Below are 25212 nucleotides of genomic sequence, written 5' to 3'. Positions count from 1 at the left end.
TCCTAACCATTTCCCCAAGTCACTAACTGATAAACGCCCGCCAGGAGCCCGCGATGTCCGCCGCCCAACCGATCACGATGAACAACGGCCGTCTGCAAGTCCCCGACGCGCCGATCATCCCCTTCATTGAGGGGGACGGCACTGGTCCCGATATTTGGCGGGCCAGCCAAGTCGTGTTCGACGCCGCGGTCGAAAAGGCGTACGGCGGCAAACGGAAGATTGAGTGGAAGGAAGTCCTCGCCGGCGAGAAGGCGTTCAACCAAACGGGCAACTGGCTGCCTGACGCGACGCTCGATGCGTTCCGCAGTTTGCTGGTCGGCATCAAGGGCCCGCTCACGACGCCGGTCGGCGGCGGCATTCGCTCGCTGAACGTGGCGCTGCGGCAGATCCTCGATCTGTACGTCTGCCTGCGGCCGGTTCAATACTTCACGGGCGTTCCCTCGCCGGTGAAGCAGCCGGAACTGACCGACATGGTGATCTTCCGCGAGAACACCGAAGACATTTACGCCGGCATCGAGTTCGAGCATGGCTCGGCTGACTGCGACAAGTTCAAGAAGCTGTTCAGCGAAGCGTTCCCCGGCCCGTGGAAGAAGGTTCGCTTCCCCGAGACTGTAGGCATCGGCATCAAGCCGGTCAGCCAGGAAGGAACCGCGCGGCTGGTGCGGGCGGCGATGCAGTACGCGATCGACAACGACCGCCGCAGCGTGACGCTGGTCCACAAGGGGAACATCATGAAGTTCACCGAAGGAGGCTTCCGCGACTGGGGCTACGAAGTCGCCAAGAAGGAATTCGGCGCCGTGGAACTCGACGGCGGTCCGTGGTGCACCTTCAAGTCGCCGAAGACTGGCAAAGAAATCGTCGTCAAGGACGTCATCGCCGACGCGATGCTGCAGCAGATCCTCACCCGGCCGGCTGACTACGACGTCATCGCGACGCTCAACCTGAACGGCGACTACATCAGCGACGCCCTCGCGGCGTGCGTCGGCGGCATCGGCATCGCCCCCGGCGGCAACATCAACTACATGACCGGTCACGCGATCTTCGAAGCAACTCACGGCACCGCGCCGAAGTACGCCGACCAAGACAAGGTGAACCCGGGCAGCGTCATCCTCTCGGGCGAGATGATGTTCCGCTATATGGGCTGGACCGAGGCGGCCGACCTGATCATCAAGGGCCTCAACGGCGCGATCGCGGCGAAGACCGTCACTTACGACTTCGAGCGGTTGATGGACGGCGCGAAGCTCGTGAAGTGCAGCGAGTTCGGCCACGCCGTGGTGAAGCACATGTAATCGTGCTTGGCGTTTGGCTGGTGAAATAAGAAACCCCGGCGGAGTCTGACGACTTCGCCGGGGTTTTTGCTTGTTTCGTCCGAAGATTGAGCTGGGTCGCGCGACGCGGAGCGTCGAGGGAGGCGTTCCCACGCGGAGCGTGGGAACGAGTAGCGCTAACGCGAGTCGCGTTTGGCTTGCTTGCGGCCGCCGCGGGCTTGGACGTGGGCCTGCACGCGCGAGGTCTTCCCGCTGGCTTTCAAGCGAGCTTTCTTCGCGGCGGTGGTCGCTTTGCGTTGCTTACCGGGGTCGGCCGAAACGACGCCGGCGGGACCGGTGATCGGGCCGGCCTTTTTGCTGGCGACTTTCTTCTTGGCGACTTTCTTCTTGGCGACCTTCTTTTTTGTCGCGACTTTTTTCTTCGCAACCTTCTTCTTGGGCACCGCTGGAGCAGCTGCGGCCTTTTTCTTGGCTGCTTTCTTCTTTTTGACTTTCACTTTGCTCGCCGCGTTCAGTTCGCTGCGGACGTCCTTCAGCTCATCACGCACAACGGCTCGCTTCAGCCGATGGCCAGCGGCGCGAACCTTCTTCTTTGGCGGCTTGGGCAATGTTTTGCCGCCCGCGGCGCCGCTAGACTCCGCCTTGGCGAGCTGCTCTTCGTAGCGTTTCAGCACATGCGAGAACAGCGCGGCCTTCTCGTCGCTGCGCGCGTTCTTATCGGTGACGCGGGACTTCTGCGCCTGCTGGGTATCGCGACGTTGTTCCGTAGCGAGATCGCGCCACTTGTCGCGTAAGCGTCGCGCGGAAGCGACGTTCTTCTTCAGTTGATCAACGGAAAGCTTCTCGATGGCGTCGGGACGGCTTCCCATCACCACGCCCAGTTCTGCCTTCGTGCACATCCGTTTGGCATCGGCAACAGTCAGTCGTCCCATCGATGGCGCCTCGCTGGAGAGAATAGTTCCTCGGACGGTCGCGTCCTAAGGAGTCAGCGTAGGCGATTAATCGTTGGAAAACAACCGCGAGACCGGTCGCCGGCGTTGGGGACGAAGGCCGCCAAGCGCGCCCTCAGATCGCCGCTTCGGACTGCTTTAGGCGGGCGCGAAACTCGGCCACTTCGCCGGGGCGAACGACCACCGGCGGAACGTAAAGGTGCCCCTTTCCCTTAGCAGGGAGTGCGAGCCGCCCCGCCGAGTGGAAGTAGGCAAGTCGATCAACCGCAAGGTACCCGCACAGACGGGGATCATGGGCGATGATCGCAGCCACCTTGCCGAGTTCCACGAGTTCAAGCGCCGCGTCGCTCTGATCGAACGTGACCAACGTCGGCGGGTCGGCGAGTTCAGCGACGGCGGCGGCGAGTTCCATCGCGTTGCCGAGGCGGAGGTCGACGACGACGTGCGGCGAATGCTCGGAAATCGCCGCAGAAATTTGCTGCGCAGCAGACTGCTCGCTGCTTGCTGCGATGCGTTTGACGATGACTTCGCGCTGCGTTCCGGCGAAATCGCCGCTTGCACTGCGCGGGCATTTCAACGCGTGCTGGAAGCCTTGTAAGCGTTCTATTGGTTCCTCGGCGTGACAATCATCGTCGATGACGATCAAAACGCCCTCGCCAGCTTTCAGCAAGCTCGTGACGTGCTCCGCGCAGCGGCGTCCCGCGCCAAAGCTTGCTTCGCCGATATGAAAAATCGCGGGGATATCGGTGGGATCGTAGCCGCACGAAGCTGTGTAACCTGAGGTTCCAGCCAGCGCGAGGCTGCCGCAGCGATCCTCATAGGCCGGCGGCCAAGCGATCGTCAGCTCAATGCCCTGCTCTTCCGCAGCAGCGCGAGCGCCGGCGGCCAAGACGTGCCAGTAGGCAGAGTTACCTCCCGCCAGCAGCGTCATCGAACTCTGCGTTGCAGAGGCTTGGTAGTCGAGGACCGCCAAGCCCCCCATGCCGGCCGTCATCACGGCCATGACGGCAATCGCTCCCAAGGCCAATCGAAGTCCGATCATCGTTCTTCCCTCGGTTGTGGCGAATTTAGTTCCGGCGGCGGCCGCTCGCTGGCGGATTGGGCAGTGTGCCAGCGAGCGGCGCCGCGGTGAGTTAGACGACAGCTGCTGTTGAGTTGATCGCGTCTGGAGGAAAAATCTTGCGGCTTTCTTCCAAATTCGCTTCCAGTTACTGAAATAGAGAGCCGGCCCGTTGCAAGTGGACTGCAGCAAACGCGAAAAGGGCGGTTTCGCCGCAAAACGACTGCAGTCGCACCACCGCTGTGCCGCAGTCATGGGGTCGAGGGCGAGCATTCGCCGTGGCAGGCGGGACTGGTCGGTGAAAATACGGGGAAATTGCCGGTAGTAATTGGCGCGAGGCGAAACAGAGCGCAGGATATTGAGGCACGACGCGCTGTTAACGACTGCGGGCTTTAGGCGGCCTCCAGGCAGGACATCGCGGCGCCCGCTGGCCGCTCCTGTCGACAGCACTCCCCACCTCCGCCGCCTCCGACCCCGCTGGCCACCATGCCGATTCGAGTCGCCCTCCATCACCGCACCGAGTACCGCTACGACGAGCTCGTTGAGTTCGGCCCCCAGATCGTGCGGCTCCGCCCGGCGCCCCACTGCCGGACGCCAATCACCGCCTATTCGCTGTGGATTGAGCCGTCAGGGCACTTCCTCAACTGGCAGCAAGATCCATACGGCAACTTTCAGGCGCGGATCGTCCACCCGAAGCCGTCGGACCACGTGTCGGTCGAAGTGGCGCTGACCGCCGAAATGACGGTCATCAATCCGTTCGACTTCTTCCTGGAAGACGACGCGACGGAATTTCCGTTCTCGTACGGCCCCGACATGCTGAAGGACTTGATGCCCTTCTTGCACGTCGCCCCCGCAATGGAGGGGTCGCCCCTAGCCGAATACGTACGGAAGATTGATCGCTGCAAGCGGCGGACGATCGACTTTCTGGTTGAGGTCAACAGCCAACTGCAACGCGACATCAGTTACACGATCCGCATGGAGCCGGGCGTCCAGACGTGCGACGAGACGCTGCAGAAGCGGAGCGGCTCGTGCCGCGATAGCGCGTGGCTGCTCGTGAACGTCCTGCGGCGCTGCGGCTTGGCGGCGCGGTTCGTCTCGGGTTACCTCATTCAGCTAACGCCGGACATCAAGTCGCTCGATGGCCCCAGCGGCGCCGAGCATGACTTCACCGACCTGCACGCTTGGACGGAAGTCTTCCTGCCGGGCGCTGGTTGGATTGGCCTCGACCCGACGTCGGGCCTGATGTGCGGCGAAGGCCACATCCCACTCGCATGCACGCCCGATCCAGTCGGCGCCGCGCCGATTTCGTTCTCGGCGACGGCGGCGGCCAGCGACTTCAAGTTCCACATGGAAGTCACGCGGATCCACGAAGATCCGCGGGTGACGAGGCCCTACTCCGACGAGCAGTGGGAAGCGGTTAACGAACTGGGCAAAGAAGTCGATCGTCATCTCGCCGCTGGCGACGTGCGGCTGACGATGGGGGGCGAGCCGACCTTCGTGTCGATCGACGACATGGAAGGCGCCGAGTGGAAAACCGCGGCGATGGGCCCGAACAAGCGCCGTCTTGCGGGCGATTTGCTGACGCGAATGAAGCACCGCTTCGCACCGGGCGGGATGCTCCACCTTGGCCAAGGGAAGTGGTATCCCGGCGAACCGCTGCCGCGCTGGTCGCTGAAATGTTACTGGCGTCGCGACGGCGAGCCGATTTGGCGTGACGAATCGCTGTTTGCCGATCCGACGAAGAAGGGCGAACAAACGGTCGACGACGCTCGCCGGTTTGGCCAAGCGCTCGCGGAACGCTTGGGCGTCAAGCCGCAGCATGTGATCGACGGGTTCGAAGACGTCTTCTACTACGCGTGGAAAGAACGTCGCCTGCCGGCAAACGTCACGCTGCGAGATTCCAAGTTGGAAAACGCTGAAGACCGCGCGCGGCTTGCGAAGGTCTTCGAGCAAGGCATCACCTCGCCGGTCGGTTGTGCGCTGCCGATTCGTCGCGTCTGGTGGGCCGATCAGCCCTATTGGGAAAGTGGCGAGTGGGTCGTCCGCAGCGATGAGATGTTCCTGCTGCCAGGCGATTCGCCAATGGGCTTCCGGCTGCCGATTCAATCGCTGCTGTGGGCGAAGCGGCCGGCGATCGAGTCGTACGGCTACGCTACCGAACCATTCGCCGAGCGATTCCCGCTCCCGCAATATCAACGGATGCGCGAAGACATCGCCGCTCGGGCGGGCGTCGGCGCTCAAACGCTGCAACCCGCGTGGAGCGGCGGCGGTAGCTGGGGTTCAGGCCCCGAAGGCGCCTTCTTCGGCGACTACTCGGGCAACATCGTCGACGGCTTTTCCGGCAACGGCGGACCGCACGCCGGCAACGGGCAAGCGAATGGAAACGGCGACGGTTCCGGCGCACCTTGGCTGCAAAACGGCAATAACGATTTCCAAGGGCAACCGGGCAGTGCCCCCGCCGGCGGACAGCAAAGCGATCCGTCGTGGATGGTGCGGACGGCGCTGTGCGTCGAACCGCGCGACGGCGTAATCCATATCTTCATGCCGCCGCTCGATCGACTCGAAGACTACCTCGAGTTGGTCACGGCGATTGAAGATACGGCGGCGCAGTTTGGCACGCCGGTCGTCCTCGAAGGTTACGAACCGCCGCACGATCACCGCATCAATCACTTCAAGGTGACTCCCGACCCGGGCGTCATCGAAGTGAACGTCCAGCCAGCCGAGAACTGGGACGAGTTGGTGGCGATCACCTCGGGCGTCTACGAGGACGCCCGCTACTCGCGGCTGGGGACGGAGAAGTTCGACCTCGACGGCACGCACACTGGCACGGGCGGCGGCAATCACGTCGTCCTTGGCGGCGCTACGCCGGCAGACAGTCCCTTCCTCCGTCGGCCGGATGTGCTGCGGAGCTTGCTCGCCTATTGGCACAACCATCCGTCGCTGTCGTACCTGTTCTCGGGCAGTTTCATCGGCCCGACGAGCCAGGCGCCGCGGGTCGACGAAGGTCGCCGCGATGCTCGGTACGAACTGCAGATCGCGATGGAGCAGATCCGCGACCGGCACAACTACCCGTCGTGGATGGTCGACCGCGTCTTCCGCAACCTGCTGGTCGACGGCACCGGCAACACGCATCGCGCCGAGTTCTGCATCGACAAGTTGTTCTCGCCTGATAGTTCAACCGGTCGCTTGGGCCTCGTCGAGTTTCGCGCGTTCGAAATGCCGCCGCATTGGCGGATGAGCATGGCGCAGCAGCTCCTCTTGCGCTGTCTGGTCGCCCGCTTCTGGGAGAAGCCGTACAGCGCGAAGCTCGTCGATTGGGACACCTCGCTGCACGACCGGTTCATGCTGCCGCAGTTCGCGCGGCAAGATTTTAACGACATCGTCGATGAAACCCGCCAAGCCGGCTTCGCGATGGAGAAGGCGTGGTTCGAAGCTCACTTCGAATTCCGCTTCCCGCGGATGGGCGAATTTTCCCAAGCCGGCATGCGTGTCGAATTGCGGAAGGCGATCGAACCATGGTACGTTCTCGGCGAAGAGGCGACGGGTTCGGGAACTTCCCGTTACGTTGATTCCTCGCTCGAACGTTTGCAGGTGCTGGTGCAAGGGATGACCAACACGCGTCACTACATGACGTGCAATGGTCGCAAAGTGCCGCTCCACCCGACGGGGACCGAAGGCGAATACGTGGCTGGCGTGCGGTATCGCGCATGGCAGCCGCCGAGTTGCTTGCACCCTACAATACCGGTGGACACCCCGCTGGCGTTCGACTTAGTCGACGGCTGGATGAATCGTTCGCTTGGCGGCTGCACTTACCACGTGGGGCATCCGGGCGGATTGAATCCGGAACTATTTCCGATCAACGCCTTCGAAGCCGAAAGCCGTCGCTACGCCCGCTTCTTCAAGATGGGGCACAGCGGCGGGCCGATCACGCCGCCGCAGGAAGAACCGAATCCCGATTTTCCGCTAACGCTCGATCTTCGCCGTAACCGATAATCAGCAGTTGAGACCTCATCCGCGGCGAGAATCCACCAGTGCCTGGCTCTGACCTACGCGTAGACGCCAAACTGTTCAGCGGCTATTCAGGCGCCGAGGGGTCGTTCGACGAAGTATTTTCCGATAAGGGGGAGCTTCGTCCCGCTTGGCGACGGTTTATCGACGCGACCGAAGGGCTGCCGCGCGCTGAGTTTGGTCGGCGGTGGGAACAGGCGCAGCGGCTGTTGCAGCAGAATAGCCTCGCTTACCCCGACCCGCGGGATCCGCGCGCTCGTCGGCACCCCTGGGAACTCGACGCCTTCCCGCTGGTGATCCAAGCCGAGGAATGGCGCGAAGTCGCGGCGGCGCTCAAACAGCGGGCGACGCTCCTCGACATGGTGCTGCAAGACCTGCTCGGTCCGCAGCGGCTGATCAGGGAGGGGCATCTACCGGCGGAAGTGGTGTTTCGCCACCCGGGCTTCTTGCTCCCCTACTGCCGTCCCGATGCCGCGCCGCAGCAAGTGCTGCATGTGTACGGAGCCGACGTCGCCCGTTCGCCCGATGGTCGCTGGTGGGTGCTCGACGATCGCTGCGAATCGCCCTCGGGCGCCGGCTTCGCGCTGCAGAACCGCATCGCGATGTCGCGGATGCTGCCCGACGTGATTCACGAATGCCGCGTCGAGCGTCTGGCGCCCTACTTCATTTCGTTTCAAGAACACCTCGCTCGCTTGGCGCCTGATCGCGAACGGGCCCGCGTGGTATGGCTCAGCCAGTTGGCGGGGAGCGCGAACTATTTCGAAGATGCGTTCCTCGCGCGGTATCTCGGCTACACGCTCGCCGAGGCGGGCGACTTGGCGGTGCGGCAGAACAAGCTGTACCTGAAGACGCTCGCGGGACTATCACCGGTCGACGTGTTGATGCGTCGACCGAACAGCGAGAACTGCGATCCGCTCGAACTCTCCGATGCATCCTCGATGGGCGTGGCGGGATTGCTGCAGTCGCTGCGCAGTCGCCACGCCGCGATTGCGAACGGACTCGGAAGCGGGCTGCTTGAGTCGCCGATCTTCATGGCGTTCCTGCCGCGGCTCGCGGAAACGCTGCTGAGCGAACCGCTGAAGATGCCGAACGTCGCCACTTGGTGGTGCGGCGATCCGAAGAGCCGGAAGTATGTGCTGAGCCGGGTTTCGGAGCTGGCGATTCGCCCCGCCTATCGCCGCCGCGGCGTCAATGATTCGCGGTTACTCGAGCTGAGCCGCAGTGAACTGACGGCGATGATCGAGGCGCATCCGACGGCGTACGTCGCTCAAGAGCGCGTCCGTCGGTCGACGGCGCCAGTCTGGTCGGGGCAGGACGTCACCCACTCATACATTTCGCTGCGGGCGTTTGCTGTCTCCAGCGGCGATAGCTTCGAAGTGATGCCGGGCGGCCTCGCGCGGGTGAGCGCCACGCTTGGCCCGCTCGATATGTCGCTGCTCGAGGGGGAACGGAGCAAAGATACCTGGGTATTGTCGGAAGGCCCCGTCAGTTCGGTGACGCTGCTGACAGCTCCTGACGAGCCGCTCGCGCTGCGTCGCGGCGGCGTCGACTTACCGAGCCGCGCCGCAGAGCACTTTTTCTGGCTGGGGCGGCAATCGGTGCGTGCGGAAACGCTCGGCAAATTGATTCGTGCGGTGGCGCTGCGACTAACAAGCGAACAAGACGCCGAACGAATTCCTGAGTTGCAGTTGCTCATCCGCGTTCTCGCGGAGCTGGGGCAAATCGAACCTGGCTACGTCGTCGACGAAATCAAAGTCCAGATGCCGGCGCTCGAAAAGCTGCTGCCAGCTGCGGTGTTCGACGAGAAGACGCCCGGCACGCTGCGGGCGACGGTCGCGAATCTTGCACAACTCGCCGCTACGGTGCGCGACTTGTTGTCGCTCGATACGTGGCGCATCATCCGCGAGATGAACGACGAATTCCAGCCGACTGCAAGCGACGACGGCTTCCTCGACATGCTCGTGAAGGTCGATGGTTTGCTTGCGGGCTTGGCAGCGCTCACCGGGCAGTTCGCCGAGGGGATGACGCGGACTCATGCGTGGCGGTTCCTCGACTTTGGCCGCCGCCTGGAGCGAACGCTGCAAGCCTCGCAGCTCATACGCGCCGTCGTCGCCGAAGGGGGCGGCACCGATGCCGCAGCGCTCGAGTCGCTGCTGGAAGTTTCCGACAGCTTGATGACGTACCGCTCGCGGTACTACTCGCGGTTCCAACTCGGCGCCGTGCTCGACTTGCTGATGACCGACGAAACGAACCCGCGTTCGATGGCGTTTCAGCTGGTCGAATGCACTTCGCACGCGGCTCAGTTGCCGCGCGAGTCGGTTGTGCCGGGCCAGATGACGGAGGAGCGGCTTGCCGCGTCGCTGCTCCACTTGATCCGCCGCGTCGATCCGCTGGCAATCGCTCGTGCGTACGAATCGGGCGACGAAGAACCGCTCGACTCGCTGCTAACGACGATCGACACGTCACTGCCGAAGCTGTCGGACGCGGTGTCGCACCACTATTTCTTCCACAGCGGACCTGCGCAGCGTCTGGCGCGTGACTAGGGCGGAGCCCGAGATGAAGTACTCAATCAAGCACCGCACCTGGTATGCCTACGCCGAATCGGCGCCGGTCTGCCACAATATGCTCCACCTGGCGCCGCGCAACACCCCGTATCAGACCTGCTCCGACTATCGCCTGCGGATTGTCCCCGAGCCGGCGCTGATCACGCGGCGAGCCGACTGGTTCGGCAACTTCATCGACTATTTTTCGATCGAAGGGGCGCACAACGGCCTCGAGATTACCTCGCAAAGCGTCGTCAACGTGACGCGACCACCGAAGATTAACCCGAGCGAATCGCCGAAGTGGGAGACCGTCGCCCAGCTCTCGACGGCCGGGACGACAAGCGCCTCACTGGAGGTCTACCAATTGACGCTCCGCTCGTCGCGGGTGCGGCCTTCGCAGCAATTGCGGCAATACGCCTTTCCGAGCTTCCCCGCCGGCCGCTCGATTGTTGAAGGCATCGTTGACCTGACGGCACGCATTCATCGTGACTTCGAATTCGACCCCAAAGCGACGACGGTTCACACGCCGCTGGAAGAGTTGCTCAGAATCCGACGTGGCGTTTGCCAGGATTTTGCTCACCTCGCCATCGGCTGCATGCGATCGCTCGGGCTGCCGGCTCGGTATGTGAGCGGTTACCTCCGCACGGTTCCGCCGCCGGGCAAACCGCGACTCGTCGGCGCCGATGCGTCGCACGCCTGGGCCTCGGTCCACTGCGGGCCGCTGGGGTGGGTCGACTTCGATCCAACGAATAACACGCTCATCGGCGAGTCGCACATCACCATCGGCTGGGGCCGCGACTATGGCGACGTGTGCCCGATTCAGGGGGTGTTCGTCGGCGGCGGCGAACATAGTATGGGCGTAAGCGTCGACGTGCTGCCTGCGGAAGAGAAGGCCGCTTGAATCGCCTCTCGCTCTTGCCAGGCCCCGACAGTCGCGGACTCTATAGCGGCAGTTAAGCGGGCGAAACCGCGATTTAAGCTGATTCGCATCGGTCGGCCTGTTGAGCTATCCTTGAGAGCTTCCGAATCGCTCAACTCGCCACGCCGCCGCGGGATTTCATGGAATACGTTAAGCAGCTGATCGACCTGTTTCTCCACCTCGACAAGCATCTGATCGAGGTTGTGGGCGATTACGGCGCTTGGACCTACCTCGTGCTGTTCATCATCGTCTTCTGCGAGACGGGGCTCGTCGTTACGCCGATCTTGCCGGGCGATTCCCTACTGTTCGCCGCGGGGGCCGTCGCGGCGCTTGGCCCGCTCAATCCACACCTGCTCGTGGTCTTGTTAACCATCGCTGCGATTCTCGGCGACGCCGTGAACTATCAGATCGGCCGCTGCATCGGGCCGGCAATATTCAAGAAGGAAGATTCACGGTTCTTCAAGAAAGCTCACCTCGAAAAGACCCACGCCTTCTACGAACGTTACGGCGGGAAGACGATCATCATCGCCCGCTTCGTACCGATCGTGCGGACCTTCGCCCCGTTCATCGCCGGCGTGGGGCAGATGAGCTACCGGCAGTTCGCGCTCTACAACGTGATCGGCGCGATTTTGTGGGTCGTCATCGGCGTGTACGCTGGCTACTTGTTCGGCGGACTGAAGATCGTCAAAGAAAACTTTTCATTGATCATCATTGCGATCGTCGGCATTTCGCTGCTGCCGGCGCTCATCGAGATCTGGCGAGCGAAGCGCGAGAGTAAAGCGACGCCGCCGGCGGATGGGTAGGCGCCTAGCCTGCGGCTGTGGCCGCCGGTTCGATCTCGCGAACTTCGAATCCAGCGCGATCCTTGCGGCGCAGCAATTTGTTCGCAGCCGCGGCCTCGGCGCCGGTGAACTGCTGCGTTGCTCCGTCGAACGTAAGAACCGGGCCGATGTGGAATTCCCACTCCGAGGCGCCATGCTCGCGGGCGACGCCTTTCATCTGCTCGACGAGCATCAGCGAATCGCTCATCACGCCAAGCTCCTGGGCGAATCCCCGCGCCTTGGATGAATCGCCGGAGACGCGGTAGGCGACGTTCGCCAAGTTGCACCACTCGGTCGATTCGTGTCCCATTTGCACTGGCGCGTTCAGCCCTGCCGAACTGCCGCTGCGCACGGCGTCGACGAAATTCTGCTGGTGCCCTGCCCCGCTGTCGCCTTTGAACTTGCGAATCTCTTTGCCGTCGGCGTCGAACGCCTTCGCTTGGCCGCGTTGCCCTTCGAAGCGGCCCCCTTCGCAGTAGACGGTGTAGCCGCTGCCCGGCCCGGGTGACGGCGGCGATGCTTTGCCGCCGATCTTTTCCGGCAAGTTGCAGACGGCAACGATCACTGGATACTTGCCCGTATCGAGCAACGCACAGTGCAGGTTCGGCGTCTCGCCGCAATCACCGTCGCCGTATCGGCCGCCGCCGGCAACAACGCGTTGCGGAAACGCGACGCTATCTTGGAAAACATTGTTGCGAACGTCGTCGAGAATGTGAACGCCCCAGTTGCCCATCTCGCCGGAGCCGGTGTTCCACATCCAGTGCCAGTCGTAGTGCAGGGCGTTCCGCATCAGCGGTTCGTCCTGAGCCGGGCCGAGCCAGAGGTTGTAGTCGACGCTCGCCGGCGGCTTGAGCGGCGTATCGCGATCGCCAATGGCTGGCCGGACGCCGAAGCGATTCACGCGGACCTTCTCGATGGCGCCGAGCGTTTTGTCTTCGTGCAGAAATTGCTTGATCTCCGCCTGCATCGGGTCCGAGCGTTGTTGCGTGCCGACTTGGCACACCAGCCCGTAGCGATTGGCCGCGTTGACAACTTGTCGGCCATCCCAATTCACTTGGCCAAGCGGCTTCTCGACGTAGACATGCTTGCCCGCTTCGAGGGCCCAGATTGCGGCAAGACAGTGCCAGTGATTCGGCGTGGCGATCACCACGGCGTCGGTATCTTTCGAGTCGAGCAGCTTTCGCAAGTCGCGATACTTCGCGGCGCCGTCGTACTCTTTCGCCAACGCATCGACATGCTGCTCGTCGGGATCGCAGAGCGCGGCGACCTTTAGGCCTGGAACCTTGCGAAACGAGCGCAGCAGTTCCGCCCCGCGGCCGCCGCAACCGATGAGGCCGAGGTTGACCTGTTCGTTCGCGCCGGCGGCCCACGTCGAGCGGCCGTTCCACGCCAGCATGCCGCCCGCTGCCAGGGTTCCGCCGAGAAAATGCCGCCGAGAAAAGCTCGCCATAGGTCGATTTCCTGCAAAGAAAGCCGAAGAGCGCGGAAGGTTGTCCACAACCGGCCGCCCGCCGCTATTGAATATTAAAGGCGGCGAGCACCGTGGGTGCAAGCGCCTGACACGTTTCGGCTCCGACGGTTGACCATGGCATCCTGCCGCGTTCGCTCCGCGCAGCGGCGGATGTATACTGCCGTGCGGCCTGTTTTCAGTGCGTTCACCGAAGCAACTCTTCTCATCATCGAAACGTATTCAATGAAGACGCCCCCCTCGCGGCCGCACCGTCGTGATTTTCTCGCAGCCGCCGCGGCCATTGGCTCGGCTGCCTGCTTGGGGAGCACAGCGATCGGCGCCGACCGCGCCTCCGAGCCAACGGCGCGGCCGATTCACTTCTGCGCTTTCGAAAAATTCCTGCAGGACTTGAGCCACGACGAACTCGCGGACGGCCTCGCCGAATTGGGATTCAACGGCGTCGAGGTCACGGCTCGACAAGGCGGGCGCATTACTCCCGAGCGAGCTGAAGAGCAGCTGCCGGCGCTCGTCGAAGCCCTCGCCAAGCGAAAGCTTGACGTCACGATCCTGACGACCGAAGTCAACCGTGCCGACAATCCAACGAACCAGAAGCTGCTCGCGGCTGCGGCGAAGCTCGGCATCAAGCGCTACCGTCTCGGTTGGTTCAAGTATGCCGACGATCGGCCGATTCCCATGCAACTCGCCGACTACCGCAGTCAGTTGCTCGAAATTGCCGCGCTGAATCGCGAGCTAGGCGTGACCGGCCTCTGGCAAAACCATAGCGGCGAACAGTACGTCGGCGCCACGATTTGGGATCTGCATCAGCTCCTTCGCGACGTGGCAAAGGAAGAAGTCGCCGCGGCGTTCGACATTCGCCATGCGACAGTCGAAGCGGGTCGATCTTGGCCACGGCTCTATCAATTGATCAAGCCCCACGTCGGCGCCTTCTACATGAAGGACTTCGCCTGGGCCGGCAACCGCGACAAGCATGTTCCGTTTGGCGAAGGACGAGTCGATCCCCGCTACTTCGACATGTTGAAACGCGATCGGTTCGATGTTCCGATCTCGATCCACGTCGAGTATCTGCCGCGGCGGTCGGCTCAGGAGAACCTGCAGGCGATTGGCCGCGATCTCAAACGGGTGCGAGAGATGCTACAGTTAGGGAACGCACAGTCATAAGCCATCGCCGCTTCCATAGCAGTTGCGCTACGCGCTCAGCTTTGGTTGTTTTACTCGGCTGCTGCACCGTAAAGACGGTTGAGCAAGTAGTCGCCGCCAGGGAGCACCATCACGCCCCACGTCGTCCCCGCGGCAACGTTCAGCGTTTCGGCTTTCGGGGCTTGTCCCGCTGCAATCACTTGCAGGTCGTACTTCCCGGAAGCGACCGAGTAGTTGAGCGCCGATTTTGGATTCGTCGTCCCCAGCCCGGCCTTCAGCGGGTATCGTTGCTTGCCAATCATGACGACGGCCTCTCTCGAATCGCCGTTGACGAGCACAATTCGCCCCTTGCCAGGTTCGGGGAGCATGCCATCCGCTTTGGCTTTCGCGTCATCCAACAGCAGCACGTCGACGGTGGATAGATCCTGATCGCCGTCGATTCTCACCGACATCGTCGCTGCATTCTGTTTGAACTGGAGCGTTAGTGGCTTGGACGGCTCCGCTTTCGTCGCCCCGGTCGCTTCCTTCCAGCCCTTGGCAAGCAACTCTCGCCGGTAAAATGCTGCGATGGCGGTCGGTTCGAGACTGACTTCGGCGTGAGTCGACTTAGTGTATTGAGTTCCTTCGCTGCGGACATTGCCGCAGCCTTCGGGCAGGAGCAGTTCCGAGCCGGCGAACGGTGCCTGCCGCGCGGCGATCGGCGCTGCGGCGGGAACCGCGTCGAGCGTCGTCTCAGGAGTGATCACGCCCGCGTCGACGGTCGCCGAAATCTGGTACATATCGTCGAAAAACTCTTCTGGCTGCGCCATCTTAATAGCGCCTCGTGCACGCCCAGCCTCTACCTTGAAGTCGCTGGCCGGATCCTCGAAGCTGTTGCTCATCGCCACGCCGCCGTCATTGAAATTGAAGTGAATGCGATCGCTGACTTCGAGCGTGAGGTGACCTGGGTATCCCGTGGGAAAGAGTTCATCGAATTCGAAGTCGCCGTTCTTGGCCAATAGGGCCTGCATCCGCTGCAGCGGAATCGCTTGCTCGCAGAACAACAGTCGCGTCTTCGTATCGCCATCCGCCTTCGTGCGGTAGGCAGCCACGTGCTTAAACGTGGAAGTGGTGCTGTCGATCACGATCGAGGCGGCGCCCCGATTCGCGGAAACGTCGACCGTAGTCTTCGGAACCGCGGCCAGCGTCGGCTCCTGCGCGGCTACCATGCCGCCTGCGGGCTGGCCCTCCACCGGCGGCAACGGCGGCACGACCGGCTCTTTGGTCTCGTTTTCGTAGCTCAGAATAATCCGCGAACCAACGGCGTCGGAGAATACATTGACGCCAACTTCGATGCGTCCTTTCTTGAACTCTGTGTAGCGCCGGTCCCCCGTCACGATGGGTCGGCGCGTTTCACGCCAGTTGTTTTTCTTGAGCGCCTGCACATAGAAATCGAACGCCGCTTGCAGTGCTAACGGCGACTTGAAGTGGCAAGCATCGCCACTGTAGGATTCGCCGTCGACAATCTCGGGGCGCGGCAATTCCTTCTGCAGAAAACAGATTCGCCCGCGGTTGCGGTACGCCTGCCGCCACAAGATCTGACGGGTTCCCCGTGTGCGTGAAGTCGAGCCCCTCGCATTCGATCGACACAGCGACGTCGTCGGAGCGTTGATCGAGATCGACGTCGATCTGGTAACCATCGTGAAAGAACGTCATCTCGACGGCGTCATCTTCCACGACGGCCGAATTGTCTTCCAGCGACCAGCCTCGACTCGCTAGCTCCTTCCGATAGAACGCAGCGAGCGACGGCAGCGATGACGACGACCGGTATTCGATGTCGTCGAACGTGGCGTCGAACTCAACTTCACGCGCGTCGAGAGGAAACGGCAGTGCCTCCGCTTGAGGCGAAAACGTCGCAGACTCCGTGGCGTTCTGGGCAATGGCGGACGGCGACAACGCTGCCACGCCGACTGCGATGACGAGCGCACTGGCGAAAATTGTTCGAAGGAGCATGCAGGTTGATCCAAAGTAAAACGCAAAGGCGAGGCGGTGGCTCGCGATTCTAGCACAACCTTCATCGATAAGCGTTCGCTGCCCGGCAACGACACGCGAATGGGCCGTGACGCCGCGGCCCGATGCCGGTGCGTCGTATAGCAGAAATGTGCGAAACGCCGCCCGATGTTACGCCGGCCGACCATCACGGCGTATTGTGCAGAGGATCGATCTGAGCAGAGCGGCCCGGATCTAACCGCCCGTCGCTTTCCGCGCGCCGCGACTGAGGCCGCCGAAGGCACGGAAAAAGCCTCGCTACCCAGCCGGTCGCCAACTCTTTACATTTGAGGGAACGCCTCAACGCCCGCCCTCGTAGCTCAGGGGATAGAGCAGCGGTTTCCTAAACCGTTGGTCGCAGGTTCGATTCCTGCCGGGGGCGCTAGTCTTTTTGCATCTAAGTCGTGTTCCAGTCGGCATTTGCCGCGTCAGTTGCTTGTGACTGGTTGTGACACGAAATGACACTGTCTGACTTATCCGTGGTGCGCATTTGGTGCGCCTTAGAACACGAAGGCAACAAAAAAGCCCCGTCGACTCAGCGGAGTCGACGGGGCTTCTGTTTGCTTCCGCACCTAGATGCAGGGGAGGTCGTTCGCCAGCTCATCACGGTCGAGCTTGGTGTAGAACGCCATCGTCAAGTTGATGTCGGAGTGGCGGGCGAGCTGCTGAGCCCGCCGCGGGTGGACGCCAGCGCGAGCAAGGTTGGTGATGAACGTCGTTCTCAGCGAATGAAAGTCCAAGCCGGTGATTCCAGTCCCGATGAGGTCCGTCCGCAACATTCGCGCGGCGTAGAGCTTCCAATCACCCGGCCAGATGAGTTGGTCTGACGGGAGCCCCTTCAAGAACTTCCCCAGCGAGACAGCAAACTCCGCGGGGATCGGTTGCTCGGCTGTCTGCCGGTTCTTTGCGTCGCTCGCTCTCAGCTCGACGTAAGCAGACTTGGCGTCGATATGGAAGCTGGATGGCGTGAGGCTAGCCAGCTCACTGACGCGAAAGCCTGTGTTGAGCGCGAGCCGATAAAGGATGGCTCGTTCTTCTCCGGTCAACCCGTATAGCTCATCGCCCTTCCCTGCCGCCTTGAGCAGCTTATCACATTCCGCCACAGTCGCGGCCCGGCGGCCCTTCTTCACTGTGATCTTTGTCTTCTTCAGAGTCAGCAATGGGCAGTCAGGCATCTTGCGACTGGTCACTGCCCAATGGCAAAACGTCTTGAGGGTCGTCGTATAGTGATTGATTGTCTGCTGCGAGCAACCGCGCTCCGCGCCCTTCTTACCTTTCTTGTACTTGAACGCGGCAAGAAAGGCCTTGTACTGGTCGAGCGCGGCTGGTGCGCGGAGATCAGCGAGAGTGGTGAACTGGCACGCATCGAAGATGCGCTTCACCCGATTGACCGTCTGCGTAACGTAGCGTTTGCTGTTGGCAGCGACTTCCAGATTCGTGCGGAAGATTTCGAGTAGCTCGACCAGAATCACTTCAGAAGTTGGCGTCAGTTCGCCCTTCCGAATCCGCTTGGCCCGATCCTCATCGGCTTCGGCCATCCGCTCGGTTTTTTCTTTCAACCGATGGCCGGTCTTTGTGACCCACTTACCACGTTCGTCCTTGAACTTGTAGGACCACTTCTTAGCCGGCTTGCCGTCCCGACCGTTGCGTTTGAAGATTGCTGCCATAGTTGTGATTCTCGATGTCCAGCTTCCGCCAGCGGACAGACCGGCCGATCCGCATCGGCTCCGGCAGCTCGCCTTTGGACCATAGGCGCCTAATAGTTCGAGTGGAAACGCCAAACATCGACGCGACTTGCTGGATGTTGATGAACTCTGGCTCGGGCTGCTGGACCACCAGCTTCAGTCCGAGTTGTTTGGCGAGAGATTGGAGATCGTTCACTCAACTATGCAGGCGCCGATCGTCGGCGCCAAATCCGAAATGAAAAGAAAGTGGGAAAAAAGTCTGTTACGCAAGTTCCATCGCCTCGGCGACCAGCCGTTCGATGACCGGGTCGAGGTCGCCGTCCAGCGCCTCGTAATCACACCGGCTTTCCACGTAGCTTTCGATGGCGGCTCGCAACTTCCACGGTTGCTCGCGGGCGAGGGCGACAAGTCCCAAGTGGGCCGGTAAGGCGAGATTAACAATCTCCTCGGCCGGCAATCGCTCCCAGTCATTGGCGTACGCGATCAGATAGTCCATCAACTTCCGAGCCAGATGGACTGTGTCACGGCCGCCAACGAGTTGCGGGACAACTTCGGCGATGGTCGCCGCGAGCATCGGCGGTAGTTTAGATAGATCAACGACCATAGCAGCTTAAGTACGATCTTACGCCGCCACTGGAAACTGATTCCATTCGCGGCCGTCGAGTTCTCGGCCAAGTTTATGAGGGTTGAATGCGGCATGCTGCTTGAAGAAGAATGGAATCCCACGCTCCTGGCACTGGTCGCGCAGGACGCGGGCATGGTCAAGATTGAGCGGCCGCCAGCCCTTGCCGCTTTCGCCGCCTACGATCACCCAGTCGACGTTGTAGCCGTCGAGTGAAAAGTCACTCAGCAATGGTTCAGCCGAGATGAACCGCACTTTCGCCGGCAGTGCCGAAAGTATCGGCAACCGCAAGTCTGCGTACTTTTGATTCTCGACCGACGTGCCAATCCAAACATTATCAGGCCAGTGGTCGCCCCAAGGAATCATCCCCGCAACACTGGCAGTTCGCTTCGTCAGCGGCAGCCAATCCAAGTTCGGAGTTTGCTCGACCAGCCGCCACAAATCTGATCGCCAAGAGTCGTTGACTTCAGAGTCGAAAACATCGGCAAGGCTCGCGCAGAACAACTTGATCCGTTTGCCTTCGCGCTCTGCCTTGCGATTCCATGCGAGGGGTTTTCGCCAGTTCGCGTGTGAAGTCCGCACCCGCAGCTTGCCTGCGCCCCACTCGGCGCGATGATAACGACGGTCCATCATCACCATCGCGTAACAATTGTCGCACGCTGGGCTAACTTGTGTGCAGCCGATCCATGGGTTGAATGTGGCGTCGGTCCACTGGATTTCAGAAATTTCTGCCATTGGTGATTACTCGAAGAAAAGAAGAGACGAACGTGGGAGCGAACACCCCGACCAAGTTGCTATTGGAGATTAGTCGCTGGCTTCTGCGAATTCCGGGTAGACCTCGACGATAATGTCGAAGATGGTAGATTCGAAACGTTCAAAGTTGTTGAACACGACTTGAGGCTTGCCATGAATCCCGATGGCATAGTCCCTGATCTTTTCGTAGAACGTCTCGGCGTACCGATCCTCGTAGTACAAATCGTCTTCCTTTTGCGTGACGATGATGGCACCTGTGTAATGGTTCAACCATTTCGGGCCATTGCATGGTTCAATGCGTCCGATATTCTCACGCCAGCGTCTTCCACCCCGCTTGTATTTGAGAAGTGATGCGGGGCGCTCCAACCAATTGCACTCACCGATGAAGTAATCGTGCTCGCGGCAACGATACTTGCGTTCGCATCGAAGGATGTAGGGCTTCAGTCGTTTCGATAACTCAGCTTTCTTCATTCGTGTTTCTCCCTCTTTGTACTCGGCTGACACTGGTACTACGATCCACCGCTATCAATAGGGGCGCGCAGCGATAAGATTGCAGAATATTCCGCATCAACTGGACTGCATAACCGGACGTGACCGAGGGATGCCTAGCGTCGCTTGCGGAGCCGGCTAACATCTCCCCGCCTCAGCCTAAGAGGATTAGTAGTTCAGCTCTTCGTGCACCGTGTTATCGGCGAGGTCGTAGATGAAATCGTCCAGCTCACCGTCCTCGATTGCCGTTTCTGCGTCTTCGTCTGCAAGCGACAGCGCAAGATAACGGAGTTCTTCATCAAGTTCTTCGCGGATTTCGTATGCAAACTCGTCGAGCCGACCGGCGATCAGCTCCGCAGCGTTGTCTGTAAGCCGCTGGCGGATTTGTTCAACTGATAAACGCTCTCGCATACGCTCGGCCAATGCCTTGGCAGCGACGGCGAGCATCTCAGCCGGAATCGATTCGATGATCTTGTCGACAAGACCGTCGATAGACTCCGCATCGGTGCGGTTTAATGGAATAACGGCCGACGATTCGTCGCCTCTGGGCGTCTGGCGGACGTGAGGCTTCGTAGTGGATCGATTGTTCGTACTCAATGTTGTCCCCTCAGAATTTGTTACGGCCGAGTACCTATCGGCGATGTGAGTAATACGCTCGACCACCTGAAGTGGCGGCGCAAACCGTCACCGCAACCGGCACAATTCCGGCTGCAGGACGCGTTACAGTCGGCCCTTGTTAATCGATTCGGGTCGGCAAGAGTTAATTCGCTCGAAGAAGCTCAGTGGCGGCGCTATAAGGTAGCCAGCGAAATAATTCCTACTCAATTGCCCGCATAATCGGACCTCGGTTACGCCGATCGGAGATGCCCGCTGCTAGGATGAGAGTCGCCCGGCTATTTGGATGGGGCAGCTTGGTGGCCGCTTCCACAGAGGCGCCTAACCGTCCCTGAATGAAACTGCGGCAAGCCTGCCGGTCAAAACACCCTATGTTGGCCATGTGGGGTGTTGATCAGGTTCTAAAGCGTCACGCTCGAATGTTCGTTCTCAAACTCCTTCCGTCTGCCAGAGGTGCGCAAGGCGGGTTGCGATGGTAGCACTCGAAAACGTAAGGTAAGGGCATGAGCGCTCTCCAAGTTAGTTCTGAAGAACGAAAGCGACCTGGCTCCGATATCGCCAATACTCGTGAATGGAGTGGGAGATTTCCATACAACGAGATCATCTCATTGCTCGATGTGAACCGATCGTTCAATCTGGCGGAGAGCACGTCCCAAGATTTGACGGTTGGCGAACTTCTAGATTTGGCCGATCTAGAAAGTATCCGGGGATTGACGCTGGGGTATGGTAAGTCCGCAGGCGGATTAGAGCTTCGCGAGGCCATCGCAGATGCTTGTAAAGTCTCTTCCGAGAAGGTGATCACAACGCACGGCGTCGCGCTGGGACTCTTCCTCCTCGCTTTTGAAGTTTGCCGTCCTGGTGACGAAGCCGTTCTCGCAACGCCATGCTTCCCGCCGAGCCGTGACTGCCTCATCGGTGCCGGCGTTAACGTTCGCGAAGTTAAACTGACATTTGAGCGGAGCTATCGACTGGACGTGGACGGGATTGAGGCGGAGTTGTCTCCAAAGACCAGACTGGTAAGCATTGCTTCACCTCAGAATCCAACTGGCGTTCAGACCTCTCGTGCGGATATCGAGAGACTGCTCGGCCTGATTGAAAGGCGCTCGCCCGAAGCCTTGCTCTTCATCGACGAAACCTATCGAGAGGCAACGTATGGAGACGCTAGGGCCGTGGACAGCTTTGCAGGGCTCGATGCTCGCATCGTCACCGGCGCATCGGTATCGAAGGCTCTCGGTGCCCCAGGCTTGCGTACAGGGTGGCTCACTGTAGCGGAGCCCGACCTTCGATCGCGTCTGACAGTCGCTAAGATGAACACCGTGATCTCTGGGGCGGTGCTGGATGAGGCGCTCGCTACGGTTCTGCTGCGTAATAAAGAAAAGGTGCTTGCGCCACGACGACAATTGCTCGGCAGCGCTCTTGAGCAAGTGGCGGCTTGGTGTGACGCGGAGCGCAAGCGCGTTGAATGGGTGCAGCCAGACGCCGGTGCACTATGTTGTATGCGCCTGCGCGGAGATGCGTGGGACGAGACGGCAACCTCGCGATTCTGGGGGCTATTGCCTCACCACGACTTGCAACTCGCATCCGGAACATGGTTTGGCGAAACCAACCGTGTGTTTCGGTTGGGCTTTGGCTATCTACCTCCGGCAAGCCTTGGTTCTGCGCTGTCCGCTCTGTCCTCAGTTCTGGACGCTGCTATGTCGTGATTGATCTCGCTCGTTATCTCATGTCTGTCAAAATTGCTCGGTAAGGTTTCTACGCTGCTTGTGAAGAGACTCTCGTCTCCAAGCTAGTGTGTCTCTTGGAGCCCGAGCACAGGCCGCACAGCCACCGACCATACGGATTCACGCCGCTTTGATCGTCGGGCGGGGTCATCGTAGCAAGAAAAGTACGCCGTTACTCTCAACGAACCTTGTTTTCTGAAGATTGAATTGCAGCGACTGGCAGCGAGAAGAGTCGCGTCTCGTCGTAGGCGATGATGGCTTTGCCGTCGAGCGCGAAGCCGGCGACATGGCATGGCGAAACGTATCGCCCGGTGTCGTCGCCCGGCAGCTTCCACAAATGCCGGTGACGGTCCGCCAAATGAATGATCTCGCCGTGGGGTCCTTCCTGCCGCGGCAGACCGATCGTGAATAGCTGTAAGTCAGGCGACCAAATGACGTTGGACATGCTTGCTATGCGGACATCACTGACCATATCAGAGGGATCGGAGCGTTGATACCAGAAGCGCTGGAGATGCAACCGACCGTCGGGAACGATGCCCACGTACTGCTCGGTCAATTTCAAGCCGGAGTCATTTCCCTGCACGCCGGCAGCACCAACGCGGACAAACTCGCCGCGGTTCCCAGTAAAAGCGAGCTTTTCGCCCATGTAGTCGCCGGTGAAGATGTTTCGCTCTCTCGTCTCTAGATCGTACCGGCAGCCGACCCAATTGCTGTAATAGTCGAATCCGACTTGCTGACGCCATAAGACGAAACGTTCGTCTGGCGACCAGATCATGTCGAACCCAAACTGGTTCTCCGGCAGGATTTCCTCATAGCGACGAATGATCTCGAAATCGTCGTCAACGACGACCAATTGCCGCGTATCCTTCTCGACGCCAATCCATCTCCCGCTCGTCGACGAAGGCGCCAAGTAATTAAATGGCGTGGCGCGAGGCTTGTTTGCCGTCACGTCCCAGATAAAGGCGCGCTCTCGGCCAAAATTTCCAACGAGGAATCGGCCGTCGCGCGTCAGGACGCCGCCGGGGCCGCGCCGCGAAGTCAGCGATCGTTCGTTGCTGGCGATTACCTTCGCCTCGCCCTCCAGCGGGGCACGCCAGATATGAACCTGGGTCGTCGCCTTGACAGCATCGTGTGAATGAACGCTAAAGACGATCGCGCTGGAATCGACGGTCCATGCGAACTCACCGATCTCGTCCTTGACGCTGGATTCCAACTCCTTATACCGTTCTCGATTCAGGGTGCGCACCAGCGAGTCGGGGCTTCCGCCCTCGCTCGTCTCCTTCGCGAACACATGCGTCCAAATGCACGGAACCTCAACCAAACGGCGCGATGTACCCGCCTCCACGTCGGCGACGCAGACATATCCGCGATTGACGAACGCGACATACCGGCCGTTCGGAGAAACCAGCGGAACCGGGCGCAGGTTCCTGATCGTTCTATCGGCAAGCACCTTCGCTGCCGCGGGAACTTCTCCAGCCGCTGTAATCGGGCCTTGAAGTATCGCTACGACGACTAACAGAATCGCCGGCGTCAGACGAAGAAGTCTACTCGTCATAGTTCGTTTCCTCGTCCTTGGCAACTGCATCTGTAGGCAGAGAAAACAATGTCGAGCCCAATCGTGCAATCAGCCGACCGTCGCCGTCGGCGAATGCAATCGGGTAGTACGGAGTGATGTACCGGTCGTCGCTCACCGGCGCCAGCGGCGTCGTGCGTCCATCGAGGTCGATCAGATGATATTGCGCACCAGGCAGTTGACCTTCCGGCCGCGGCTGCGCGAACGCGATGTGACTGCCGTCAGGAGCTGCAACCATGGGAGGAAAGACAGTGCCTCGCTGCCCCTTTTCCGGCTTCCGAAACCCTTTCGTGGTGAACAAGTTTCTTGCCGTGCCGTCCGGATCAACCACCGTGACTCGCGTGCCAGCCTCTCCATTGAAGTATCCGTAAACTCCGGAATTGGCAATGCGCAGGTGAAGTAACTTCCCTTCCTGGTTAATGAACAGAAAGCGATCACTGACGTTGCATTTGACTTCCGGCGATTTCTGGCCCGTTTCGAGGTCAATGCGAAAGGCGACAGCGCCGTACGAGGGATACTCGTTGCGCATCCGGCAGATGGCGAAACGTTCGTTCTGCGACCAGGTCAGATCAACCCTGCGCTCCCCGAGGAACGAAACGTCGAATCGTTTGATGACGTGGAATTGTTCGTCGACCAGCACGAGTTGGCGGGTGTCGATCTCGACGCCGAGGAAGCGCCCGCTCGTTGACGACGGCACGAGGAGGTCGTAAGGCGTCGTTTGCGGATGAGCGCGAACGACATCCCAAATGAGTGGAACGTAAGCAGAGGCGATGACAAACTTGCGGTCGGGGGTGACATGAAACGAAGTCGTGTATTCGTCCGGTACGCCGAATTCGCCTTCGATGATCGCGACCGTCTCAACGGCTCCGCCTAGCGGCGCGTGCATCACATGGTAGGCCGCCACCGGAGAGTTCTCGCGAACTCGCTTTCGCACGGCGTAGACCACGCCGCGCTGGTCCGGCGTCCAAGCCAGGCTGAACACATAGTGTTTGTCGAGATGAACTGGACCATAGAAGGCTCGGAAGCCGAGGTTTTGCGGGGAGGCGGCCGCATTCTCGCGTTGCTCTTGGTTGCCCGGTTCCGCCAGAATCGCGGTAATCGTATTGGGCAACTCGGCCAACTTCGACGGCGGTCCGGCGTCAACCGGACAAACCCAGATTGCGCCTTTGCTGATGTAGGCGATCTGTTTGCCGTCGGGCGAAATGGCGAAGCTATGAGGGTTAGCCACGTCCCAGACAATGTCCGGATCGAGCACCGTGGCATCAGGCGGCAGATCGGCGGCTTGGACGCAAGCCGCGCTCCACAATCCGGCACCGAGCAGAGAAATGGCGACGAGTCTGCCAAACATGGATCACCCAATGCGATTAGTTCCGCCATAGATTCTAAGCGAATCCCCGAGCTTGGCGAATTTTCTCCTCCAAAATGCGTGACGACGTGCGACTAACCCATCATTTCGCCTGGGACTGCAGGCCTCGCCGCTAAGGATGACTTCGTCCGTGAAGCAGCAGATTCCATTGGATTCTTGACATATTCCGTTATGGGAATATAT

19 protein-coding genes and 1 tRNA gene are annotated in these 25212 nt (G+C 60.6%); 8 read left to right on the top strand and 12 right to left on the bottom strand.

The genetic code is table 11. The features are described from left to right. The first annotated feature begins 53 nt into the window (after nucleotides 1–53). Nucleotides 54–1289 carry an NADP-dependent isocitrate dehydrogenase gene (gene icd / locus PLANPX_RS08475; RefSeq protein ID WP_152098314.1) on the top strand — a complete coding sequence of 412 codons (1236 nt, stop codon included), beginning with the start codon at nucleotides 54–56 and terminating at the stop codon, nucleotides 1287–1289. 155 nt (nucleotides 1290–1444) lie between these two features. Here icd and PLANPX_RS27655 read toward each other — a convergent pair whose 3' ends face one another. Both PLANPX_RS27655 and PLANPX_RS27235 read right to left on the bottom strand, forming a co-directional pair. Then, the gene (locus PLANPX_RS27655) at nucleotides 1445–2200 is read right to left on the bottom strand and encodes a hypothetical protein (RefSeq protein WP_194175119.1); all 756 of its coding nucleotides are present in this window, start codon (nucleotides 2198–2200) and stop codon (nucleotides 1445–1447) included. Between the two features lie 133 nt (nucleotides 2201–2333). Next, nucleotides 2334–3260 carry a substrate-binding domain-containing protein gene (locus PLANPX_RS27235; protein ID WP_172991938.1) on the bottom strand — a complete coding sequence of 309 codons (927 nt, stop codon included), beginning with the start codon at nucleotides 3258–3260 and terminating at the stop codon, nucleotides 2334–2336. Between the two features lie 504 nt (nucleotides 3261–3764). Between PLANPX_RS27235 and PLANPX_RS08460 the strand changes: the two genes are divergently transcribed. The 4 genes from PLANPX_RS08460 (at nucleotide 3765) to PLANPX_RS08445 (ending at nucleotide 11551) form a co-directional block, all read left to right on the top strand. Then, entirely contained in the window at nucleotides 3765–7271 is a 3507-nt protein-coding gene (locus PLANPX_RS08460; protein ID WP_152098311.1) for a DUF2126 domain-containing protein, read from the top strand. Between the two features lie 38 nt (nucleotides 7272–7309). Then, a complete protein-coding gene (locus PLANPX_RS08455) occupies nucleotides 7310–9829 on the top strand; it encodes a circularly permuted type 2 ATP-grasp protein (RefSeq protein WP_198421861.1) in 2520 nt (839 codons plus the stop codon). A gap of 13 nt (nucleotides 9830–9842) precedes the next feature. Next, entirely contained in the window at nucleotides 9843–10730 is an 888-nt protein-coding gene (locus PLANPX_RS08450; protein ID WP_152098309.1) for a transglutaminase family protein, read from the top strand. 158 nt (nucleotides 10731–10888) lie between these two features. After that, nucleotides 10889–11551, top strand: coding sequence for a DedA family protein (locus tag PLANPX_RS08445; protein ID WP_152098308.1), 663 nt, complete (start codon nucleotides 10889–10891; stop codon nucleotides 11549–11551). A 4-nt stretch (nucleotides 11552–11555) separates the two neighbouring features. Here the strand turns inward: PLANPX_RS08445 and PLANPX_RS08440 are convergent, their stop codons facing one another. Then, entirely contained in the window at nucleotides 11556–13019 is a 1464-nt protein-coding gene (locus tag PLANPX_RS08440; RefSeq protein WP_152098307.1) for a Gfo/Idh/MocA family protein, read from the bottom strand. A 135-nt stretch (nucleotides 13020–13154) separates the two neighbouring features. On the opposite strand from PLANPX_RS08440, the gene PLANPX_RS08435 reads away from it, so the two are divergent. Beyond that, nucleotides 13155–14198 carry a sugar phosphate isomerase/epimerase family protein gene (locus tag PLANPX_RS08435; RefSeq protein ID WP_152098306.1) on the top strand — a complete coding sequence of 348 codons (1044 nt, stop codon included), beginning with the start codon at nucleotides 13155–13157 and terminating at the stop codon, nucleotides 14196–14198. Between the two features lie 50 nt (nucleotides 14199–14248). Here the strand turns inward: PLANPX_RS08435 and PLANPX_RS08430 are convergent, their stop codons facing one another. Then, nucleotides 14249–15697 carry a hypothetical protein gene (locus PLANPX_RS08430; RefSeq protein WP_152098305.1) on the bottom strand — a complete coding sequence of 483 codons (1449 nt, stop codon included), beginning with the start codon at nucleotides 15695–15697 and terminating at the stop codon, nucleotides 14249–14251. 817 nt (nucleotides 15698–16514) lie between these two features. Here PLANPX_RS08430 and PLANPX_RS08425 point away from each other — a divergent pair. Beyond that, nucleotides 16515–16587, top strand: a tRNA-Arg gene (locus PLANPX_RS08425). 190 nt (nucleotides 16588–16777) lie between these two features. Here PLANPX_RS08425 and PLANPX_RS08420 read toward each other — a convergent pair. The 6 genes from PLANPX_RS08420 to PLANPX_RS08395 all read right to left on the bottom strand — a co-directional run bounded on the left by PLANPX_RS08420 (nucleotide 16778) and on the right by PLANPX_RS08395 (nucleotide 20417). Beyond that, the gene (locus PLANPX_RS08420) at nucleotides 16778–17872 is read right to left on the bottom strand and encodes a tyrosine-type recombinase/integrase (protein ID WP_152098304.1); all 1095 of its coding nucleotides are present in this window, start codon (nucleotides 17870–17872) and stop codon (nucleotides 16778–16780) included. Next, nucleotides 17826–18086, bottom strand: a complete 261-nt coding sequence (locus tag PLANPX_RS08415; RefSeq protein WP_152098303.1) for a helix-turn-helix transcriptional regulator — start codon at nucleotides 18084–18086, stop codon at nucleotides 17826–17828. Before PLANPX_RS08415 ends, PLANPX_RS08420 begins: the two co-directional genes overlap by 47 nt. Before the next feature lie 66 nt (nucleotides 18087–18152). Next, a complete protein-coding gene (locus PLANPX_RS08410) occupies nucleotides 18153–18494 on the bottom strand; it encodes a hypothetical protein (protein WP_152098302.1) in 342 nt (113 codons plus the stop codon). An 18-nt stretch (nucleotides 18495–18512) separates the two neighbouring features. Next, nucleotides 18513–19247, bottom strand: coding sequence for a phage Gp37/Gp68 family protein (locus PLANPX_RS08405; protein ID WP_152098301.1), 735 nt, complete (start codon nucleotides 19245–19247; stop codon nucleotides 18513–18515). A gap of 69 nt (nucleotides 19248–19316) precedes the next feature. Beyond that, on the bottom strand, nucleotides 19317–19736 hold the full coding sequence (locus tag PLANPX_RS08400) for a hypothetical protein (RefSeq protein WP_152098300.1): 420 nt from the start codon (nucleotides 19734–19736) through the stop codon (nucleotides 19317–19319). A gap of 186 nt (nucleotides 19737–19922) precedes the next feature. Beyond that, a complete protein-coding gene (locus PLANPX_RS08395; RefSeq protein WP_152098299.1) occupies nucleotides 19923–20417 on the bottom strand; it encodes a hypothetical protein in 495 nt (164 codons plus the stop codon). A 455-nt stretch (nucleotides 20418–20872) separates the two neighbouring features. Here PLANPX_RS08395 and PLANPX_RS08390 point away from each other — a divergent pair, with 455 nt between their 5' ends. Then, on the top strand, nucleotides 20873–22072 hold the full coding sequence (locus tag PLANPX_RS08390) for a pyridoxal phosphate-dependent aminotransferase (protein ID WP_152098298.1): 1200 nt from the start codon (nucleotides 20873–20875) through the stop codon (nucleotides 22070–22072). Between the two features lie 196 nt (nucleotides 22073–22268). On the opposite strand, the gene PLANPX_RS08385 is transcribed toward PLANPX_RS08390, so the two are convergent. Together PLANPX_RS08385 and PLANPX_RS08380 are read right to left on the bottom strand one after the other, a co-directional pair. Further along, nucleotides 22269–23645: a hypothetical protein gene (locus PLANPX_RS08385; protein WP_152098297.1), complete on the bottom strand. Its 1377-nt coding sequence runs from the start codon at nucleotides 23643–23645 to the stop codon at nucleotides 22269–22271. Then, nucleotides 23635–25011 (bottom strand): hypothetical protein, encoded by a 1377-nt coding sequence (locus PLANPX_RS08380; protein WP_152098296.1) that lies wholly within the window; start codon nucleotides 25009–25011, stop codon nucleotides 23635–23637. Before PLANPX_RS08380 ends, PLANPX_RS08385 begins: the two co-directional genes overlap by 11 nt. Nucleotides 25012–25212: the final 201 nt, after the last annotated feature.

The sequence above is a fragment of the Lacipirellula parvula genome (assembly GCF_009177095.1).
Lineage (GTDB): Bacteria > Planctomycetota > Planctomycetia > Pirellulales > Lacipirellulaceae > Lacipirellula > Lacipirellula parvula.
Note: the sequence above shows the minus strand (reverse complement) of the source record. Positions and strands in the feature narration are given on the sequence as shown.